Raw genomic sequence first — 18,380 nt, 5'->3', positions numbered from 1 at the left:
GGCGGCAGGCGCGCGAATCCTTTCCGCCGTTTGCACTGATCTGCCCCGAGTTCGGTGGCGGATCGAAGGCCGTCCCGCCGGACGGCTTGGAATGTCCAAGACGCCCCCCCGATTCCGGGACCGCGCCGCAACGGTCGGCATGGGAAAGCCCCGCACACAGGGTTGTGAACTTGAGAAACGGCCAAATTTATGGGCGAGTGCGTTATGTAACTGAATGAGCACCCATGCTTCGTTCCGGAAAGAGTTTGCTGAAGGAGATTTCACGATGGACAGACGTCAACTGATCTTGGGAGGGGCCGCCCTTTCGCTGTTCGGAAGTAGCGCGGTCATGGCCCAGGGCCTGCGCCCCGAATTCATGCCGGTCGAGGTTGCCATCCGCCCCGATATCGCCCCGAACGAAATCCACGTGGTGCCCGACAGTTTCATGTTGTTCTGGACGATGCCCGGCGGTCGCGCGATGCGCTATATGGTCGGCGTCGGACGTCCGGGTCTGTACGAGCCTGGTGAATTCTATGTCGGTGCCAAGAAGGAATGGCCAAGCTGGACGCCTACGCCCTCGATGATCCGCCGCGAACCGGAGGTCTATGCGAAATACGCGGACGGCGTCCCCGGAGGCATCAACAACCCGCTGGGCGCGCGTGCCCTTTATCTGTTCACGCCAACCCGTGGCGACACCTATCTGCGTATTCACGGCACCAATGCGCCGAACACGATCGGCACGGCGGTATCGAATGGCTGTGCCCGGCTGGTAAACGATCAGATCGAGGAGCTTTACGCCAAAGTGCCGATGAAATCGCGCGTCGTGCTGTATCCGAAATCCGCCTGACATGATGGACAGGCGCGGTTTTTGGCTGCGCTGACCTTATGTAAAAATCGTCGCTCTCACCTGTGAACCGGGTGAGAGCGTTCTGCTGTCTGCCCCGAGCAATCTCCGTAATGCGGCGATCACCGCTCCAAGGCAGCGCAACGTCGCAAGCCCGCTTTCGGGCCGTATGAACCGATCCCGAGGGCGCGGGATCACCTGCACACCGTCGCTCGAAAGGCCGGGGCCTGACACCCCGGTCAGCGGATGCGTTCTGCGGACAGGGCGATGGCCTTCTGATAGACTGTCGCAGCGTTCCATTCGTCCAGCACGCGGAAGTTCGCGGTTCCCTCCTGGAAGGACTGCCCCGGTTGCCAGCCCTTCTGCCGCAGATAATTTGCAGTCGAGGCCATGGCGTCGGGCATGGTGTATAAATCGACCCGTCCGTCACCGTCGCCGTCCTGCCCGTAGCGCAGGGCGTTGCCGGGAAGAAACTGGGTGTGTCCCAACTCGCCGTGGGCCGCGCCGTTCTGGCTGGGCGACAACATGCCGCGATCTACCATCTGCAATGCCGCGAGCGCGTGTGGCGTGAAAAAATCGCTGCGGCGGCAATCATAGGCGACCGTCAGAATCGAGGAGACGACGTTCTCGGAGCCCATGTTCCGTCCGAAGCCGGTCTCCATCCCGTGGATCGCGAGAAGCACACCGGCGGGCACGCCATAGCGTTGTTCCAGCGACTGGAAGAATGCGCGGTTCTGGTTCAGGCGACGGGTCGCCTGTGCGGCGAAACTGTCGAGCGAGCCGAGACGAATGCGGATGAAATCGTCAAGCGCATATTTCACGCCCTTCTGGTTGCGGTCGGCGGCAATAGTGCGGGTGGCGTAACGCGCACCGGCCAGCGCGTTCAGGCCGGGTTGCTGAATTCCGGCGGCGGCGGCTTCCTGTGCGAACTGGCTTTTCCAGCGCTCAAACCCACTCGCGTCGTTGCCGCATGGGGCGGACAGAGCGGGGGATGCGATAAATGCGGCGAATACGGCTGCAATACGAAATACGGACTTGGGGAACATCGAAAACTCCTGACTCGATCGGCGGCTTCTGGCTGAAGCTAACACGCCGGGGCAGCGCGGCAATGATTTGCGTTCGCTATTAGATATCGACGGCAATCCTGCTCAAGGCCTCCATGTCCAGTGCGGCGGCCAGATGATCGGCCAGCGCGTCCAGCGTCGTCTCGACCCCGTTGCCGTATTGCGTCGGCGCGCCGGTGGCGCCCAGTCGCGCAAGATAGGCGGCGCGGAAGGCATCGCCCGCGAACAGACCGTGCAGATAACAGCCGCGCACACGTCCATCGCCGCTGGCGGCACCGACCGCCACGCCATCGCGCCGCAGCCAGCCACGGTCGGCGTCCGGACCGGTCGTGACGCCCAGATGGATTTCATAGCCGTCGACACGCGTTCCGCTGTCGATATCGGTGGCTGTGACGCGGGCCAGATGTTTGCGCGGCTGCATGATCGTGGCGACGTCCAGAAGGCCCAGTCCCGCGATTTCGCCCGGCGCACCCTCCAGTCCGTCCGGGTCGGCGATGGTGCGGCCCAGCATCTGATAGCCGCCACAGATTCCCAGAACATGTCCGCCGCGCCGGTGATGCGACGCAAGATCGATATCCCAGCCGTTGGCGCGAAAGCTGGCCAGATCGGCGATGGTGGATTTGCTGCCGGGGATCAGGATCAGGTCGCAGACGGGCAGGGGGCGGCCCGGCGCGATCACCTCGACCGACAGCGCGGAATCGGCGGAGAGCGGGTCCAGGTCATCGAAGTTGGCGATCCGGTTCAGACACGGCACGGCGATGCGGAAGGGCGCATCGCGCCGTGACGACCGGATATCCATGATGTCTTCCGCCGGAAGCCGCCATGCGTCTGCGAACCACGGCACCGTGCCCAGCGCGGTCCAGCCGGTGCGCGCGGCTATCTGACGGGTGCCGTCGTCGAACAGGGTCACGTCGCCCCGGAATTTGTTGACGAGGAATCCCTTGATCCGGTCGGAGTCGCCTGCGTCCAGCACTGCCCTGGTGCCGACCAGTTGCGCGATCACACCGCCCCGGTCGATGTCACCCACCAGCACCACCGGCACGCCAGCGGCCTGGGCGAAGCCCATGTTGGCGATGTCGCCCGCGCGCAGGTTGATCTCGGCCGGGCTGCCCGCGCCCTCGACGACGATCAGGTCGCAGTCCCGCGCCAGACGTCGAAAACTGTCGAGACAGGCGGCCAGCAGTTGCGGCTTGAGCGCCGCATAATCCCGCGCGCGCACCGTCGCCAGTCGCTGGCCCTGCACGATCACCTGACTGCCGGTATCGGTTTCAGGCTTGAGCAACACCGGGTTCATATCGACCACAGGTTCGACCCCGCAGGCCATCGCCTGCAACGCCTGCGCCCGCCCTATTTCGCCGCCATCGGCGGTAACGGCGGCATTGTTGGACATGTTCTGCGGCTTGAAGGGACGCACGCGCAGACCCTGCCGCGCGAAGTGACGACAGATTCCTGCGACCAGCATCGATTTCCCGACGTTGGACCCCGCGCCCTGTATCATGATCGCCCGCGCCATCCTCCGCCGCCCGCGCGGGTCAGGTCTTGGGCCGGGCGACGTCCCGCACGGCTTTGGCCACCGGATCGCCGATGATTTCCGGATGCAGCGTGACGGGAAACCCCGCTTCCTCCATCAAACTGTTCGAGGCGGTTTCGATCCGCTCCTCGAGCGCGGTCATGAACGTGGGACGGTCCAGGCCGGCGGGAATCGGGTCCAGAAACTCGACCACACCCACGCCCTGCTTTCGCAGCAATCCGCGTTTGGGCCAGAAGAGTCCGACATTGGTAGCGACCGGATAACAGGGCTGGCCCAGTATCTCGTACATTGCGAAGGTGCCGACCTTGTAGGGTCGCACTGCACCCGGCGCGACGCGCGTGCCCTGCGGATAGATCATCAACTGGCCATCCTTGCGCTTGCCCGAGCGTATCTCGGTCAGCATCAACTTGATCGCTTCGGTCCGCTTGCCCCTGTGAACCGGGATGCAGCCCAGCCGCAGCGCATACTGTCCAAGGACGGGCGCGTACCGCAGCACGGATTTCATCACGAAGAACCCGCGCGGGATCGACGCCCAGATCAAGATGATATCCAGAAAGCTCTGGTGCTTGGCGGCAAGCAGGGCCGGACCGACGGGCGGCGTGCCGCGGACTTCCGTCTTCAGGCCCACGAAGACACGCAACATCCAAAGCGTATGGCGGGCATAGATGTCGCAGGCCGCCCGCGCCCCGGCGGGCGACAAAATCGCCCAGGGCGCATAGATCAGGCCAATCACCCCCATCCAGACGTACATGGCGATGTTGAAGAACAGAGATCGGATATATTGCATGCTGGCTGTCCTAGCAGGTCGCGCGGTTACTCGAAACGGGCGAGTGCGCGAAACGCCGCACTGCGGGTGGCCAGGAAGGCGACACCGCCCGCAAAGATCGGAATCAGCGGCAGCAGCAACCATCCGGCCCCCTGAAACCCCAGGCCTGTCAGAAACCCGCCCGCCGCGTCCGCCGCAGGCAGGAAGGCCACGGCCAGCCCGCCGGAGGCGGCACCCAGGGTCGCGCCCAGGGCCGCGCGCAGCGTGAACCGGCGCGTGAAGGCGCGGGCCACATAGACGTCGCGCGCGCCGACCAGACGTAACACGCGGATTACCTGCCGGTTCGCCGCCAGCGCCGATTGTGCCGCCAGCGTGACCATTGCCGCCAACGTGCCCGCGATCAGTGCAAGCGCGGTCCAGCCCAGGGCGCGCAGGCGGTCGGCGGCGGCCACCAGCGGTTCGCGCCAACGGGTGTGGTCGTCATAGACCGCGCCCGGCACTTCGGCCGTCAGGCGCAGGCGCAGGCCTTCTGCGTCCAGACTGCCATCGCTTGTCACCTCGATCAGGCGGGGCAGCGGAATGGTATCCAGCGGCAGGTCGGGGCCCAGCCACGGCTCCAGCAGGGCGGCCTGTTCGGCGGGGTCCAGCGCGCGTGCGTCGGCGATGCCGGGGGTCGTCACCAGGATGGCCATGACGGCTTCGACCTGCGCGTCGGCCTGTTCGGCAGGCGCGGAAACGCGGATGGTCGAGGCCTGCGCCAGACTGTCGCCCCAGCGCTCTGCCAGCCGCCCGGTGGCCAGTGACAACGCCAGCGCGAAGACCGCCAGAAATGCCATCGCCCCCGAGGTCAGCACGGTCAGCCAGACGGTGTGACCCGTCGGCGGCACGACCCGGTCGGCCTGGCGATCGCCCCACATCGCGTCCAGAAGGGCCTGCAGACGCCTCACAACTCGGTTCCCGCCGACAGCGTGCCGCCCGCCAGCCGCAGGACACGGGCCGTGACCTGCGCCTTCGCCGCCCGTATCAGGGCCAGGTCGTGGGTCGCGACCAGCACGGTTTTGCCCATGCGGTTCAACTCGGCCAGCAGCGACAGAAGGCGTTTCGACATGTCCCAGTCGATGTTGCCCGTGGGTTCGTCCGCGATGATGACATCCGGATCCATGATGATCGCGCGGGCCAATGCGGCACGCTGGCGCTCGCCGCCGGACAGTTCCGGTGGCAGGGCATTGGCGCGCCGGGACAGACCGACCCAACCCAGAAGCTGTTCCAGGTTAGCGGCCTCGACGGCCACATCCCGGCCCGCGACGGTCAGCGGCAGGGCGACGTTCTCGTGGATCGACAGATGGTCGATAAACTGGCAATCCTGATGCACGACGCCGATCCGCCGCCGCATCCGCGCCAGTGCGTCCCGGTCCATGCGGCGGCTGTCGCGCCCGTCGATCGTCACCGCACCCGCCGTGGGTTTCAGATCGCCATAGCACAGCTTGAGGAGAGTCGTCTTGCCCGCGCCGGAAGGGCCGGTCAGAAAATGGAACGATCCCGGCGTCAGCTCAAGGTCCAGCCCGGACAGAAGATTGCCACCGCCATAGGAATATCCGACCCCCCGAAGCTCGATCACCTGGTTATGCCCCTACGCTTGTTTCGGGTCTGTTTCATCGCCCGATCCCGCTTCGGGTCCTTCTGCCTCAGCCATCATTTCGACGCAATCTCTGCCAATCCTTGCGTTCAGGTCACATCGAAGGTCCCAGGCAGGCCGTCAGGGTTGACAGAACGGAGTCAATGAGGCGCGGTAGGCGAAATTGTCAACCATGCACGACAAAGGACGAGAACTTCCGGCCCATGCGCATCACCTGTCCGAATTGCAACGCTCAGTACGAAGTCGGCGACGACATGATCCCTTCAGAGGGACGTGACGTGCAATGTTCGAACTGTGGAACCACGTGGTTTCAGGAAGGCCGCCCCCGTGCTGCGACTGCGGTCGAGGCGCGTGCCGTCCGCCGTCCGGGCCGCAAGGAGCCGAAGGTCGATGAAACTGCGCAGGACGCGGCAACCGAAGCATCGGACAACGATACACCCGATGACCAGACCGAAGTCGCACCTGTTTTCCCGTCGCGCCATCGCCGTCCGACGATCGACGATGAAACCCTTGATGTCCTGCGCAAGGAGCGGGAGCGGGAAGACAGCCTGCGCACGGACACTCGCGCCTCCGCGCCTGTCACCTCGGACGAGCCGGCCACCGAACCCGACCCGCGTGAACAGGCCGCGGCCGAGCGTGCGCGCATGGCCGCCGCTGCAACGCTGGCCCGCGCCCGCGATGCCGACGTCGCACCCTCGCTGGAGGACGATTTCGACGACGAAAATTTCGACGATGAAAATGATCCGGACTCGGCCCCCCCGCCGCCGGAAGACGACGATGTCAGCAACGCCATCGCAGCCACTTTGCGCGATGCCTCCGCGACCGAGGACGAGGCGGAGGACGAGACGCCATTCCCGGTGGCCCGGTCCGGCGCTGTTCCATCCGAGGCCAAGTCGGCGCGGCGCGAGCTGTTGCCCGATATCGAGGAGATCAACTCGTCCCTGCGACCGGACGAGCGCGCCGCCGAAGCCGAGGCCGAGGCCAATGGCGGGGTCGATGACAGCCCGGCCGAGATGCGCCGCAGCAGTGGGTTCCGCATCGGTTTTCTGGTGATTGCCGCCAGTATCGCGATTGCCGTCGGTGTCTATGTCTTTGCCGGACCGATCGCCGAGATGGTGCCGCAGGCCGGTGACGCGCTGGCCCGCTATGTCGCCTGGGTGGATGCCCAGCGGATCGCCCTTGCCGCCGCAGCCGAGGCGCTGACCGCCCGGATCACGCCGGAAAGCTGATCGCGCACCGCTTGAACCGTCAGAAGCGTTCCAGCAGCCGTTTCAGATAGTCGAGTTCCACCTTGGGCCGGTCGCGTTGCCCCGACCGGCGCCGGATTTCGTCCATCAGATCGCGGGCGCGGCGGGCGGCATCCGGGCCTTTGCCCAGGCTTTCCTGCGATCCCAATTGCCCGCCCTGACCCGATTGCCGTCCCAGCGGATCGCGGTTCAGGCCACGTCCGTCGCGACCTCCGGCCTCGCCCCGTTGCTGGTTCTCGATGCCCTGTGGACGGTCGCCCGCCAAGGCGCGGCCCAGTTCCTGCATTCCATCGCGCAGGGCATCCATCGCGCGGGCCTGATCGTCCAGTGCGCCGCCGAGGTTGCCATCCGCCAGATCGCGCTCGGCGTCCTGCATCGCGCCTTCCGCACGGCCAAGGGCTTCGCGGGCGGCATCGCCGGCCTCCGATCCTGCACCCGGCAGGTTCCGGCGCAGTGTCTCCAGACCTTGCCGCAGGGTTTCCTGACGTCGGGCCAGGCTTTGGGCATCGTTGCCACCCTCGCCATTCTCGCCGCGGCCGTCGGGTCGCTGGCCTTGCTGGTTCCCCTGCTGGCCTTGTCCATCCTGGCCTTGCTGGCCCTCTCCGGGCTGCCCTTGCTGACCGGGTTGTCCCTGCTGGCCGTCCTGACCCTGCTGCCCCTGTTCGCCGGGCCTGCCGAACTGTTCCTGCAACTGGCGGAAGGCTTCGTCGCTCAGGTCCTGTTGTTCGCGCAACTGGTCGCGCAGTTGGTCCATCGCCTGTTCGCCTTCGCCGGGCTGGCCCTGACCGCTGCCCTGGCCTTGGGTGACCTGCATGTTCTCCATCATGTCCTGAAGCTGGCGCAGCAATTCCTGCGCCTCGGCGGTGCGGCCCTGCTGCATCAACTCCTCGATACGACGCATCATCTCGTCCAGCATGTCGGGCGTGATTTCCTGGGTATCGCCTTGCGCCTGCTGCTGTTGCTGGCCCTGTTGACCCTGCTGCTGTGCAAGCTGACGGGTGTAGTCGTCCATCGCGCGGCGCATTTCGGCCATCAGACGCTCGATCTCCTCGGGGGATGCGCCCTGACGAATTGCCTGGGCCAGCCGTTCCTGCGCCTCGCGAAGGCGTTCCAGCGCGCTGTCGAGCGATCCATCCTCTATCCGGGTGGCGGCCTGCCACAGCATCTCGGCAATTTCGTCCCGCTGTTCCAGCGTCAGGGGGCCCTGATCCAGACGCCGGATCGCCATGCGCGTAATCAGATAAGCTGTCGGCGCATTCCACGTGCCGTCTGCCTTCCAGGTGATCGCGCGCAACAGACGGGCGACCCGGACACGGTTGGCGCGCGACCAGTTCAGATCGCGCCGTTGTTCTATCAGGGCGCTGGCGATGGGGTCATAGAATGCGCGCCCCGGCAGGATCATCCGCGCCTCGGCGGTGCCATCCTGACCGGCGGCATCTGTCGCGCTCAGCGTCACGATAACGGGCATTCCGGCCAATGGGTTCTGCGTCAGATCGGCGCGAAACACTTCGGTGAAATCGCTGCGGTCGCCTGCAATCGGCAAGGCCATGTCCAGAACGTGCGGCTGTCTCGGTTCCGGTTCGACCTCCAGTCCATAGCGGCGGTCAGTGCCGTCCGCATCCAGGGCAATGGTGATCTCCGCAGCCGTCACGCCGTAATCGTCGGCGGCGCGCCACGGCAGCGTTACCTGATCGGGGAATTCGAACGCAGCATCGCCATCCGGCGCAACGGTCGGTGCGGTGTCGGGCGAAGCGGTCAGCGTCCAGACCGGCGCGCCCTGGGCGCCGTCGATGGCAACCGTTCCCGATTGCACGACGGTAAAGTCCTGCAGCGGCTCGCCCGGTGTGGTGGCATTGCGGCCCGAAACGGTTTCGGTAACCGACAGCGCCCCTGTCTCGCCATAGAGGCGCAGGACGACGCGCGTGCCCTCGGGCACATCCACCGTGCCCGGCTCGATCTCGTTGAGGTAGAGCGATGGCAGGCCGGTGTAACGCGGTGGCTCCAGCCATCCTTCCCACGCGGGGCCGGTGGCAACCTGTCCGCCGATGCCGGGCAGGGCGGGGACTTCGGGCACCCGCCAGAGGGTGCCGAACAACAGGCCGATGGCGGCCAGCAACACCGCCATGTAGCGCAGCGCATAAGGGTCGCGGCGTGCCACCCGCAGATCGCCGGGCACCGCTTTCGCACCCGACAACCGCGCGGCCATGCGGCGTCGATGCGCGGCCCAGACGGCGGAGGACCCGGCGTCGCCGGACCCGATCGCCAGATCGTCGTCCAACGTCGCAAGCGGCCGACCGGGCAACGTTTCGTCCAGGCGGGCGCGCGCTTCGGCCTGGGTCGGGGCGCGGAACCCCCGCATCCCGATCACGACCAGAACCAGCGCCAGGATCGCCAGTGCCCCGATCAGGCTGAATTCCCAGAGTGGCCCGGCCAGGCCCGACGCCCAGACGGCGACCGCAGCGAGCACTGCCGTCCACGCGGGCCAGAAGGCCTGCGTGATGCGTTCGGCCCACAGGCCGATACGGGTCAGCGCGATGGCGCGCGCGATAGGTGGCTGTCGGTCGGTCAAACGGCTGTCCCCGCTGGCATGCCTGTGCTTCAAACTAGGGTCATTCGAGCCAATGGGGAACCATATCGCGCGAAATCATCTCGTCAAAGGTCGGGCGCGGGCGGATCACCGCGTATTGATCGCCCTGCACCAGCACCTCCGGCACCAGCGGACGGGAGTTGTATTCGCTTGCCATCACCGCACCGTAAGCACCCGCTGACCGAAAGGCGATCAGGTCGCCCGGAGCCACTGGCGGCATATGGCGGGCCTTAGCGAACGTATCGCCGGTCTCGCAGATCGGGCCGACGATATCGAAGGCCTGCTGATCCGCACCGGGGGCGGGCTCGATGACAGGCACAATGTCGTGGTGCGCGCCATACATCGCGGGGCGGATCAGGTCGTTCATCGCGGCATCCACGATCAGGAAGTCGCGGCCCTCGCCGTGTTTCACGAAGATCGTTTCGGTCAGCAGGATGCCCGCATTTCCCGCGATCAGGCGGCCCGGCTCGATCTCGATTTCACATCCCAGATGGCCGACTTCCTCGCGGATGACCCGCCCGTATTCCAGCGGCACAGGCGGCGCGAGGTTCGAGCGGGCGTAGGGAATGCCGAGGCCGCCGCCAAGGTCGAGACGTTCGATGGCATGGCCATCGGCGCGCAGGACTTCGGTCAGGTCCGCGACCTTGCGATAGGCCAGCCGGAAAGGTTCGAGGTCGGTCAGTTGCGAGCCGATATGGACGTCGATGCCGATGACGCGCAGTCCGGGCAGAGTGGCGATTTCGGCATAGACCGCGCGCGCGCGGCTGATCGGGATGCCGAATTTGTTGTCGGATTTGCCGGTCGCGATCTTCTCGTGCGTCCTGGCGTCGACATCGGGGTTCACGCGGACGGTGACGGGCACCTCGACGCCCAGTTCGCTGGCGACGCGCGACAGCAAGCGCATCTCCGGTTCGCTCTCCAGATTGATCTGACGGACCCCTTCGCGCAGGACGTGGCGCATCTCGGCTGCGGTCTTGCCGACGCCGGAAAACACGATCCGGTCCGGCGGGATACCTGCGGCACGGGCGCGGCGGTATTCGCCTTCGGACACGACATCCATCCCCGCGCCTGCGTCGCCCAGCAGCTTGAGGATGGCGACGTTGCTGGCGGCCTTGACGGCATAGCAGACCAGATGCGGACCCCAGGCCAGCGCCTCGTCGAACAGACGGAAATGCCGCAGCAGGGTCGCGGCGGAATAGACGTAGGCAGGCGTGCCGACAGTGCGCGCAATCTCGGACAGGGGGACATCTTCGGCGTGAAGTATGCCGTCGCGATACAGGAAATGATCCATCAGCGGCTCCGCAAAAACAGGTAGAGCGGCAGGCCCAGCGAGACCCCCACCAGATAGGTCGCCGGGATCGCGATCAGACCCGGCCAGTCGCGTTTGCGCGTGCAGTCCCAGACGATCCAGATCGTCAGCGTGACGGCGGCGACGGTCAGATCCCAGACCAGACCGGACGAGGCGGCATTCGCGTGCCAGGCGTCGACCATCAAGCCGATGTCCCAGCCGTTTTCAGCGAACCATTTCAGGAAATAGCGAAACGGCAGGATCACCCCCGCCACGCAGAGGATGAGCCAGAGGATGCGGATCGGGGACATGGGCGGCTCCTGCTTAGGGTCGCGCCTCTTTAGCCAAGGTCGGCGCGGGTGGAAACTGGCGGAGCCTCCGGCAGGAATATTTCCGGAGCAAAGAGACCGGGAAGGCATGACCGGAGCAGCGCGATATGATGTTGCGTCACGATTGACCCTAGGGAGCGCCGTGGCCATACCAAGTCAGATTTTGCACGAGCCTTGAGAAGGAACCGCCCATGTCCGATGCGATCGAACGCGAAGCGATGGAATACGATGTGGTTATCGTCGGCGCGGGTCCGGCGGGCCTGTCGGCGGCAATCCGGCTCAAGCAGCTGGACGCGGACCTGTCGGTGGTCGTGCTGGAAAAAGGATCCGAAGTCGGGGCGCACATCCTGTCGGGGGCGGTGCTGGACCCGGTCGGTCTTGATGCGCTGATCCCCGACTGGAAAGACAAGGGCGCGCCGGTGAACGTTCCGGTCACATCCGACAGTTTTTTCGTTCTGGGCGAAGGCGGGCGCATGCGCGTTCCGAACGCCGCGATGCCGCCGCTGATGTCGAACCACGGCAATTATGTCGTGTCGATGGGCAATGTCTGCCGCTGGATGGCCGAACAGGCCGAGGAGATTGGCGTCGAAGTGTTTCCGGGCATGTCGTGTTCCGAAATTGTCTGGGATGGCGACAGGATGAAGGGTGTCGTCGCGGGCGAATTCGGGCGTAATTCCGACGGCACGCCGGGCCCGTCGTACGAGCCGGGGATGGAACTGCACGGCAAATACGTCATGCTGGCCGAAGGCGTGCGCGGCAGCCTGTCCAAGCAGGTTATCGCCCGGCACAATTTGGACGCCGAGTCGGACGTGCAGAAATACGGTCTCGGCATGAAGGAAATCTGGGAGATCGATCCGGCAAAGCATCAACCCGGCAAGGTGGTCCATACGATGGGTTGGCCGCTGGGCAAGAATGCGGGTGGCGGAAGCTTTATCTACCACATTGACAACAATCAGGTTTATGTCGGTTTTGTCGTCCACCTGAATTACAAGAACCCCTATGTGTTCCCCTATATGGAGTTCCAGCGCTTCAAGCATCACCCGATGGTGGCGGAACTGTTGGAAGGCGGAAAGCGCGTGGCTTACGGCGCGCGGGCAATCACCGAAGGCGGTTGGCAGTCGCTGCCCAAGACCGCTTTTCCCGGTGGCGTTCTGCTGGGCTGTGCGGCGGGCATGGTCAATGTGCCGCGCATCAAGGGCAACCATAACGCCATGCTGTCGGGCAAGGCCGCGGCCGAGGCGGCGCATGACGCCATCAAGGCCGGTCGCGAGGGCGATGTGCTGGACGAATACGACACCGAGGTCCGCAGCGGTCCCATCGGCAAGGACCTGAAGCGCGTCCGCAACGTCAAACCGCTCTGGTCGAACTATGGACTGGCGGCGTCGCTGACGGTGGGCGGCGCGTCGATGTGGCTCAACAACCTGACCGGCTGGTCGCCTTTCACGTCCAAGCATGGAAAATCCGACGCCGAGGCGACCGAGGAAGCATCGAAGCATACGCCCATCGATTATCCCAGGCCCGACGGCAAGCTGTCCTTCGACCGGCTGACCAACGTGGCGTTCAGCTTCACCAACCACGAGGAAAGCCAGCCTGCGCATCTGACGCTGAAGGACCCCGCCATTCCGGTGGCGGTGAACCTGCCGAAATATGCCGGGCCGTCGACACGCTATTGCCCGGCGGGGGTTTACGAATTCGTGGGCGAGGGGGCGGACACCAGGTTCCAGATCAATTTCCAGAACTGTGTCCACTGCAAGACCTGCGACATCAAGGACCCGTCACAGAATATCGTCTGGACGGTGCCGCAGGGTGGGGACGGACCGAACTACCCGAATATGTGATGACTGAAATTCGCTTTCGGCCGGGGATCGGCGATGGCGCGCGTTGCATCCCCGTCGCGGCGCGCTTAGCGTGCCAAAAAGGATTTCGCCATGCTTCGTTCGCTTCTTCTGGCCGCCACGCTTCTGACTCCGCTCCCGGCGCTGTCACAGGGAATTGCCGGCCCTTATCTGGCTGCGCGGATCGCCGGCTTTTCGAACGACTACAGCGCCGCGGGCCAGTATTACCGCGATCTTCTGGCGCAAGGCGAAGACGATGCCCGCATTCTTGAAAATGCGATGATCATCTATTCGGTGCTGGGCGATTTCAACGCCGCCACCGCCGTCGCCGACACGCTGGACGCGACGGGACAATCGAGCCAGTTTTCGGCAAGCGGTCGCATGGTCAAGGCCCTGAGCGATGAGCGCTGGGAAGATGCCGCCGCCCTGTTGGACGAGGGCAGCATCGCCGGTCCGCTTCTGGATGGTTTGTTGACGGCCTGGATTGCTGCGGCGCAGGGCCGCACCTCGGATGCGCTGGCCGCGTTCGATACCCTGGGCCAGACCGAGGCCTTTGCGCCTTTCGCTTATCTGCACAAGGCCTACGCCCTGGCTTCCGTCGGCGACTACGAAGGGGCGGACGATATCCTGTCGGGGCGGGCCTACGGTGTCCTGAATGCGACGGCGCGGGGCGTTGCGGCCCACGCCCAGATCCTCGTGCAACTGGACCAACGGGATGCCGCGGCAGAACTTCTGCAGAAAGCCAATGAAGCGACGAGCAGTGCGCTTCTGCGCGATCTCGAAGCGCGGATCACCGCGGGTGAAACGATCGCCTACGATATTGTCGCGACCCCGTTGCAGGGAATGGCGGAAGCCTATTTCGTGTTCGCCGCGTTGCTTGCCTCGGATTCCTCGACCACCTTCACCCTGATCAATGCGCGCGCCGCCATTTCGCTTCGGCCCGATCATGTCGAAGCATTGGTGATGACCGCCGAATTGCTTGAGGATCAGAACCAACACAAGTTGGCCGCGGACGTGCTTGCAGGTGTTCCGCGCGATGATCCGGCCTTCTATGAAGCGGAAATATCACGCGCTGAAATCCTGCTGGCTTCAGACCAGAACGAGGCGGCGCTCGAGGTTCTGGCGGCCCTGACCCGGTCGGACGCGGACAAGATCGAAGTCTGGGCCGCCTACGCCGATGCGCTGCGCCGCCTCGAACGTTTCGCCCCCGCGGCCAAGGCCTATGATCGCGCCATCGCCATGCTGTCCGAGGTGACGCCGCGCAACTGGCTGCTGTTCTATACGCGCGGTATCGCCCGCGAACGCCTTTCCGACTGGACGGGGGCCGAGGCCGATTTCCGTCAGGCGCTGACTCTGAACCCCGAAAACCCGAATGTCCTGAACTATCTTGGCTACGGTCTGGTGGAACAGCGGATCAAGCTGGACGAGGCGTTGGGAATGATCGAACGCGCCGTCGCAGCACGCCCGAACGACGGGTTCATCACCGACTCGCTGGCCTGGGTCCTGTACCGGCTGGGCCGCTACGACGAAGCCGTTGCACCGATGGAGCGGGCTGTGCAGCTGGAACCGCTGGACCCGCTGATCAACGATCATCTGGGCGATGTCCTGTGGTCCGTCGGCCGCAAGCGCGAAGCCCGGTTCCAGTGGAAACGCGCCCTGTCTCTGGACCCGCAGGAGCAGGTGGAGCGTATTCGCCGCAAGCTGGACGTTGGTCTGGATGTCGTCCTTGAGGAAGAGGGCGGCGTCGGTCCTATCAAGACTTCCGACAAATAGACCGGTGTCTGCCGGGCCCGCCTGTGCCAGGCTAGCCGGTTTCGCACCGGCAAAGGTCAACCTGACGCTGCATGTCACGGGGCGTCGTGCGGATGGCTATCACCTGCTGGACAGTCTGGTGGCCTTTGCCGATGTCGGTGATCATCTGACAAGCGCGCCCGGCGACGGTCTGACGGTCACGGGACCGTTTGCGGCGGGCGTGCCTGTTGGAGACGAAAACCTGATCCGCCGTGCATTACGGCTGGCAGGCAGCGCGCGTGCGATCACCCTCGATAAGCAACTGCCGCACCCGGCGGGTCTGGGCGGCGGGTCGTCCGATGCGGCCGCAGCCCTGCGTCTGGTCGGGGCTGACCTGCCGGTCGGCGACCTTCTGGCGCTGGGGGCCGATGTTCCGGTCTGTGCCATTGGACGCGGCGCCCGGATGCGGGGTATCGGCGACCGGGTGACGCCCGTGACCCTGCCACCGCTCCACGCCGTTCTGGTCAACCCCGGCCTGTCAGTAGCCACCCCGCAAGTCTTTGCAGCACTTGAAACATCCCGAAACGCGGGAATGGACGATTTGCCCGGCTGGGCCGATACGGATGCCCTGATCGACTGGCTGATCCCGCAGCGCAACGATCTGGAGGGTCCTGCGATCACGGTGGCACCGGATATCGTCGGCGTGCTGGGCGCGATCCGTGCAACCGGGGCCGCCGTCACGCGCATGTCCGGATCGGGGGCAACCTGTTTCGGGCTTTACCCCGATGTCGCCGCGGCGAAGGCCGCTGCCAAACGCCTGGACCGCCCCGGCTGGTGGGTGCGCGCCTGCGTCCTGTCCTGAGCGGTCAGAGCGCCCGGACCACCACGTAATCCGCCAGGTCGCCCAGCATGTCCCGCAGGTCGCTAGCGGGCAGGCGGTGCAACGCCGCCTTGGCCCGGTCACGCCAGATCAGGGCTTCGGCCCGCGTCTCCTCCAGCGTTCCATGCCGCTCTAGAATTGCACGAGCCCGATCCAGATCGTCGGCCCGCCCCCGCTCCAGCGCATCGCGCCAGAAGACCCGTTCCTCCGTGCTGCTTCTGGACAGCGCACGGATCACGGGCAGGGTCAGTTTGCCTTCGCGGAAATCGTCGCCCAGATCCTTGCCGATGGCGTCTCCCGCGCCACCGTAATCCAGCCAGTCATCCATGATCTGGAAGCTGATGCCCATGGCGTCGCCGAACTCCGCCAGCGCGCTGACGTGATCTTCAGGCGCGCCCGCGACCACAGCACCGCTTTCGCAGGCCGCCTGAAACAGCGCCGCCGTCTTGCCGCGCACGACCTTGAGATAAGTTTCCTCGGTCGTCGCCAGATTGCGCGCGGCGGTCAGTTGCAACACCTCGCCCTCGGCGATGGTCGCGGCGGCACCCGACAGGATATCCAGAATCCGAAGCGACCCACATTCGACCATCAGCTGGAAGGACCGGGCGAACAGGTAATCCCCGACCAATACGCTGCTTTGATTGTCCCAAAGCAGGTTCGCGGTGGGACGACCCCGGCGTTGTGCGCTTTCATCGACCACGTCATCGTGCAGCAAGGTAGCGGTGTGAATGAATTCGACGGTCGCGGCCAGCTTGATGTGATCGTCGCCCTGGTATCCGCACAGTCGCGCCGCCGCGACCGTCAGAAGCGGGCGTACGCGCTTGCCGCCCGCCCCGACGAGGTGGGCGGTGACTTCGGGGATACGGGGGGCATGTTCCGAGGCCATCCGGGTCGAGATCAGCCGCCCCACCGCCGCCATGTCATCGGCCAGCGCGTTGGCCAGACGGTCGTGCGGACGGGCGGTTTGCTGGATCGGAGTGGCGTCAGTCATGGTTATGGTCCTCGACAAGCGCGGAGTGCGCCCATAGCTGTCTGTCCATGAAAGAACTCTTGCGCACCAACGACCCTACGGTCATCGCCTTCGCCACGGCCCTTCTGGACGGCGAGGGTATAGATTGCTTCGTGCTGGATGCAAACATCTCGGTGCTGGAGGGATCGATCGGAATCCTGCCGCGTCGCATGATGGTTGCCGAGGCCGACCTGGAGGACGCGCAAAACGCGATGCGCGACAATGGCGTTGCCATCACCACCTGAAAACGGTCCAAACATGCCCGATGCCGAGGCAGGAACGCTTTGGACATGGGCAATTTCGCCGATACCCTTCAAATCCGATGCAACAATCCGCTGACCCGCCGTGAAAAACCGTGACAGATCGCCCTATGATGTGGTGTCCTGAATCTGTCACAATGACCCAGAGGAGAATGCCATGTCGCTCACGTCCCATCTGACGGAACTGCGCAAGAAACATGAAGTCCTTTCCCAAAAGGTGGAGGAAGGGGCCCGAAACCCCGCCACCGACAGTATCGCGCTGACCGAAATGAAGAAACGGAAACTCGCGATCAAGCAACAGATCGAAAAGCTGAGCGTTACAGCGACCCACTGACTTCTCTGGATTTTTTAGCGAAGGCCCGTGCCGGATTGTCCGGCAGCGGGCCTTTTGTTTTTCCGCTCTGCGGCTGTCGCCTGCGGTTTTCAGGTGGCTGTGACCATGCGCCGCCCGGCCCGATGGCTCTCCATGCGCCCGGCTTCCCGCTCAAGCCAGTCCAGAAACGCGCGTGTGGCGGGTCGTGTTTCCGCACCCTTCGGACAGAGCACGCGAAATTGCGCACGCGGCACCAGTGCGATGGGAAACGGCGCGACCAAGTGGCCCTGTCGCAGTGCCGCTTCGCCCAGCGAAACCCGGCCCAGAACGACACCCGCACCCGATTGTGCGGCGTCGATGGCATGGTCCGCCTGACTGAAATGCGGGCCGTGCAGGTCCGGTGAGGCGATGTCGTGGGCCGCGAACCAGTCGGCCCAGCTGACGGAATTCTTCAGGAAAGTGATTGAATCGTCGAAGATGATCGTCGCATCCAACAGACTTGCGGGCGTCGGATATCGCGCCGTAAGGTCCGGGTGCATCATCGGCGTCACCCATTCCGCGATTGTCAGGGCCCGATGCAGCGTGGGATCGTCCGGTTGATCGGAAGACCCGAACCGGATCGCGATGTCGATATCGTCGATCGCGAAGTCCAGCATCCGCAGGGTCGCAGCGAAGCGCAATTCGATCTCGGGGTGCGACCCGGCGAAGTCGAACAGGCGCGGGGCCAGCCATTTGGCGGTGAAGGCCGGGCCTGCCGTGATGGTCAGGATGCCATTGTCGAGGACGCGTTTCGCCGCCCGCCATCCCGTCGTCAGCGTCTGAAACCCTTCGGACGCCTGCGGGGCCAGCGCCGATCCGGCATCGGTCAGTTCGACGCGCCGGTTCAGACGGCGAAACAGCGGCGCACCCAGATGTTCCTCTAGCGACTTGATCTGGAACGACAGGGCGGCGGGCGTAACATTCAGTTCGCTTGCGGCCGCCTGAAACGACAGATGGCGGGCGGCTGCCTCAAAGGCACGCAATGCGGTCAGCGGGGGGAGACGATCGGACATAACAGGTAAGTATATCTTATGTGAAATTA

At 64.9% G+C, this 18,380-nt stretch carries 17 protein-coding genes; 7 read left to right on the top strand and 10 right to left on the bottom strand.

Annotated features, from left to right (window positions below):
• Positions 1 to 265: 265 nt before the first annotated feature.
• Positions 266 to 826 carry a L,D-transpeptidase gene (locus AC13C2_RS07035; RefSeq protein WP_092763922.1) on the top strand — a complete coding sequence of 187 codons (561 nt, stop codon included), beginning with the start codon at positions 266 to 268 and terminating at the stop codon, positions 824 to 826.
• Between the two features lie 236 nt (positions 827 to 1,062).
• Here the strand turns inward: AC13C2_RS07035 and AC13C2_RS07030 are convergent, their stop codons facing one another.
• The 5 genes from AC13C2_RS07030 to AC13C2_RS07010 form a co-directional block, all read right to left on the bottom strand.
• The gene (locus tag AC13C2_RS07030) at positions 1,063 to 1,869 is read right to left on the bottom strand and encodes a lytic murein transglycosylase (RefSeq protein WP_482886333.1); all 807 of its coding nucleotides are present in this window, start codon (positions 1,867 to 1,869) and stop codon (positions 1,063 to 1,065) included.
• Between the two features lie 79 nt (positions 1,870 to 1,948).
• Entirely contained in the window at positions 1,949 to 3,400 is a 1,452-nt protein-coding gene (locus AC13C2_RS07025) for a cobyric acid synthase (protein ID WP_482886332.1), read from the bottom strand.
• Positions 3,401 to 3,419: 19 nt separating this feature from the next.
• On the bottom strand, positions 3,420 to 4,205 hold the full coding sequence (locus AC13C2_RS07020) for a lysophospholipid acyltransferase family protein (RefSeq protein WP_482886331.1): 786 nt from the start codon (positions 4,203 to 4,205) through the stop codon (positions 3,420 to 3,422).
• Between the two features lie 26 nt (positions 4,206 to 4,231).
• Positions 4,232 to 5,101, bottom strand: coding sequence for a cell division protein FtsX (locus tag AC13C2_RS07015; protein ID WP_092764289.1), 870 nt, complete (start codon positions 5,099 to 5,101; stop codon positions 4,232 to 4,234).
• Positions 5,102 to 5,127: 26 nt separating this feature from the next.
• Positions 5,128 to 5,802 carry a cell division ATP-binding protein FtsE gene (locus AC13C2_RS07010; RefSeq protein ID WP_482886330.1) on the bottom strand — a complete coding sequence of 225 codons (675 nt, stop codon included), beginning with the start codon at positions 5,800 to 5,802 and terminating at the stop codon, positions 5,128 to 5,130.
• Positions 5,803 to 6,023: 221 nt separating this feature from the next.
• Between AC13C2_RS07010 and AC13C2_RS07005 the strand changes: the two genes are divergently transcribed.
• Positions 6,024 to 7,049, top strand: coding sequence for a zinc-ribbon domain-containing protein (locus AC13C2_RS07005; protein ID WP_482886329.1), 1,026 nt, complete (start codon positions 6,024 to 6,026; stop codon positions 7,047 to 7,049).
• Between the two features lie 19 nt (positions 7,050 to 7,068).
• On the opposite strand, the gene AC13C2_RS07000 is transcribed toward AC13C2_RS07005, so the two are convergent.
• The 3 genes from AC13C2_RS07000 to AC13C2_RS06990 are packed head-to-tail and all read right to left on the bottom strand — an operon-like array spanning position 7,069 to position 11,253.
• On the bottom strand, positions 7,069 to 9,636 hold the full coding sequence (locus tag AC13C2_RS07000; protein ID WP_482886328.1) for a DUF4175 domain-containing protein: 2,568 nt from the start codon (positions 9,634 to 9,636) through the stop codon (positions 7,069 to 7,071).
• A 40-nt stretch (positions 9,637 to 9,676) separates the two neighbouring features.
• Positions 9,677 to 10,945, bottom strand: coding sequence for a diaminopimelate decarboxylase (lysA, locus tag AC13C2_RS06995; RefSeq protein ID WP_092763934.1), 1,269 nt, complete (start codon positions 10,943 to 10,945; stop codon positions 9,677 to 9,679).
• Positions 10,945 to 11,253 (bottom strand): DUF2834 domain-containing protein, encoded by a 309-nt coding sequence (locus AC13C2_RS06990; protein ID WP_482886327.1) that lies wholly within the window; start codon positions 11,251 to 11,253, stop codon positions 10,945 to 10,947. The genes lysA and AC13C2_RS06990 overlap by 1 nt, the downstream gene beginning before the upstream one ends.
• A gap of 209 nt (positions 11,254 to 11,462) precedes the next feature.
• Here AC13C2_RS06990 and AC13C2_RS06985 point away from each other — a divergent pair, with 209 nt between their 5' ends.
• The 3 genes from AC13C2_RS06985 (at position 11,463) to AC13C2_RS06975 (ending at position 15,699) form a co-directional block, all read left to right on the top strand.
• Positions 11,463 to 13,109 (top strand): electron transfer flavoprotein-ubiquinone oxidoreductase, encoded by a 1,647-nt coding sequence (locus AC13C2_RS06985; RefSeq protein ID WP_482886326.1) that lies wholly within the window; start codon positions 11,463 to 11,465, stop codon positions 13,107 to 13,109.
• 90 nt (positions 13,110 to 13,199) lie between these two features.
• Complete coding sequence (locus AC13C2_RS06980) at positions 13,200 to 14,879, top strand: tetratricopeptide repeat protein (RefSeq protein ID WP_482886325.1); 1,680 nt, start codon at positions 13,200 to 13,202, stop codon at positions 14,877 to 14,879.
• A gap of 4 nt (positions 14,880 to 14,883) precedes the next feature.
• Positions 14,884 to 15,699 (top strand): 4-(cytidine 5'-diphospho)-2-C-methyl-D-erythritol kinase, encoded by an 816-nt coding sequence (locus AC13C2_RS06975; RefSeq protein ID WP_482886324.1) that lies wholly within the window; start codon positions 14,884 to 14,886, stop codon positions 15,697 to 15,699.
• Between the two features lie 4 nt (positions 15,700 to 15,703).
• Here the strand turns inward: AC13C2_RS06975 and AC13C2_RS06970 are convergent, their stop codons facing one another.
• Positions 15,704 to 16,708, bottom strand: coding sequence for a polyprenyl synthetase family protein (locus tag AC13C2_RS06970; RefSeq protein ID WP_339644119.1), 1,005 nt, complete (start codon positions 16,706 to 16,708; stop codon positions 15,704 to 15,706).
• 47 nt (positions 16,709 to 16,755) lie between these two features.
• Here AC13C2_RS06970 and AC13C2_RS06965 point away from each other — a divergent pair, with 47 nt between their 5' ends.
• Together AC13C2_RS06965 and AC13C2_RS06960 are read left to right on the top strand one after the other, a co-directional pair.
• The gene (locus AC13C2_RS06965; RefSeq protein ID WP_092763944.1) at positions 16,756 to 16,971 is read left to right on the top strand and encodes a putative signal transducing protein; all 216 of its coding nucleotides are present in this window, start codon (positions 16,756 to 16,758) and stop codon (positions 16,969 to 16,971) included.
• Between the two features lie 172 nt (positions 16,972 to 17,143).
• On the top strand, positions 17,144 to 17,320 hold the full coding sequence (locus tag AC13C2_RS06960) for a YdcH family protein (protein WP_092763946.1): 177 nt from the start codon (positions 17,144 to 17,146) through the stop codon (positions 17,318 to 17,320).
• An 89-nt stretch (positions 17,321 to 17,409) separates the two neighbouring features.
• Here the strand turns inward: AC13C2_RS06960 and gcvA are convergent, their stop codons facing one another.
• Positions 17,410 to 18,351 carry a transcriptional regulator GcvA gene (gene gcvA, locus AC13C2_RS06955; protein WP_482886323.1) on the bottom strand — a complete coding sequence of 314 codons (942 nt, stop codon included), beginning with the start codon at positions 18,349 to 18,351 and terminating at the stop codon, positions 17,410 to 17,412.
• Positions 18,352 to 18,380 lie beyond the last annotated feature (29 nt).

Source organism: Jannaschia sp. L-14R (assembly GCF_056857695.1).
Note: the sequence above shows the minus strand (reverse complement) of the source record. Positions and strands in the feature narration are given on the sequence as shown.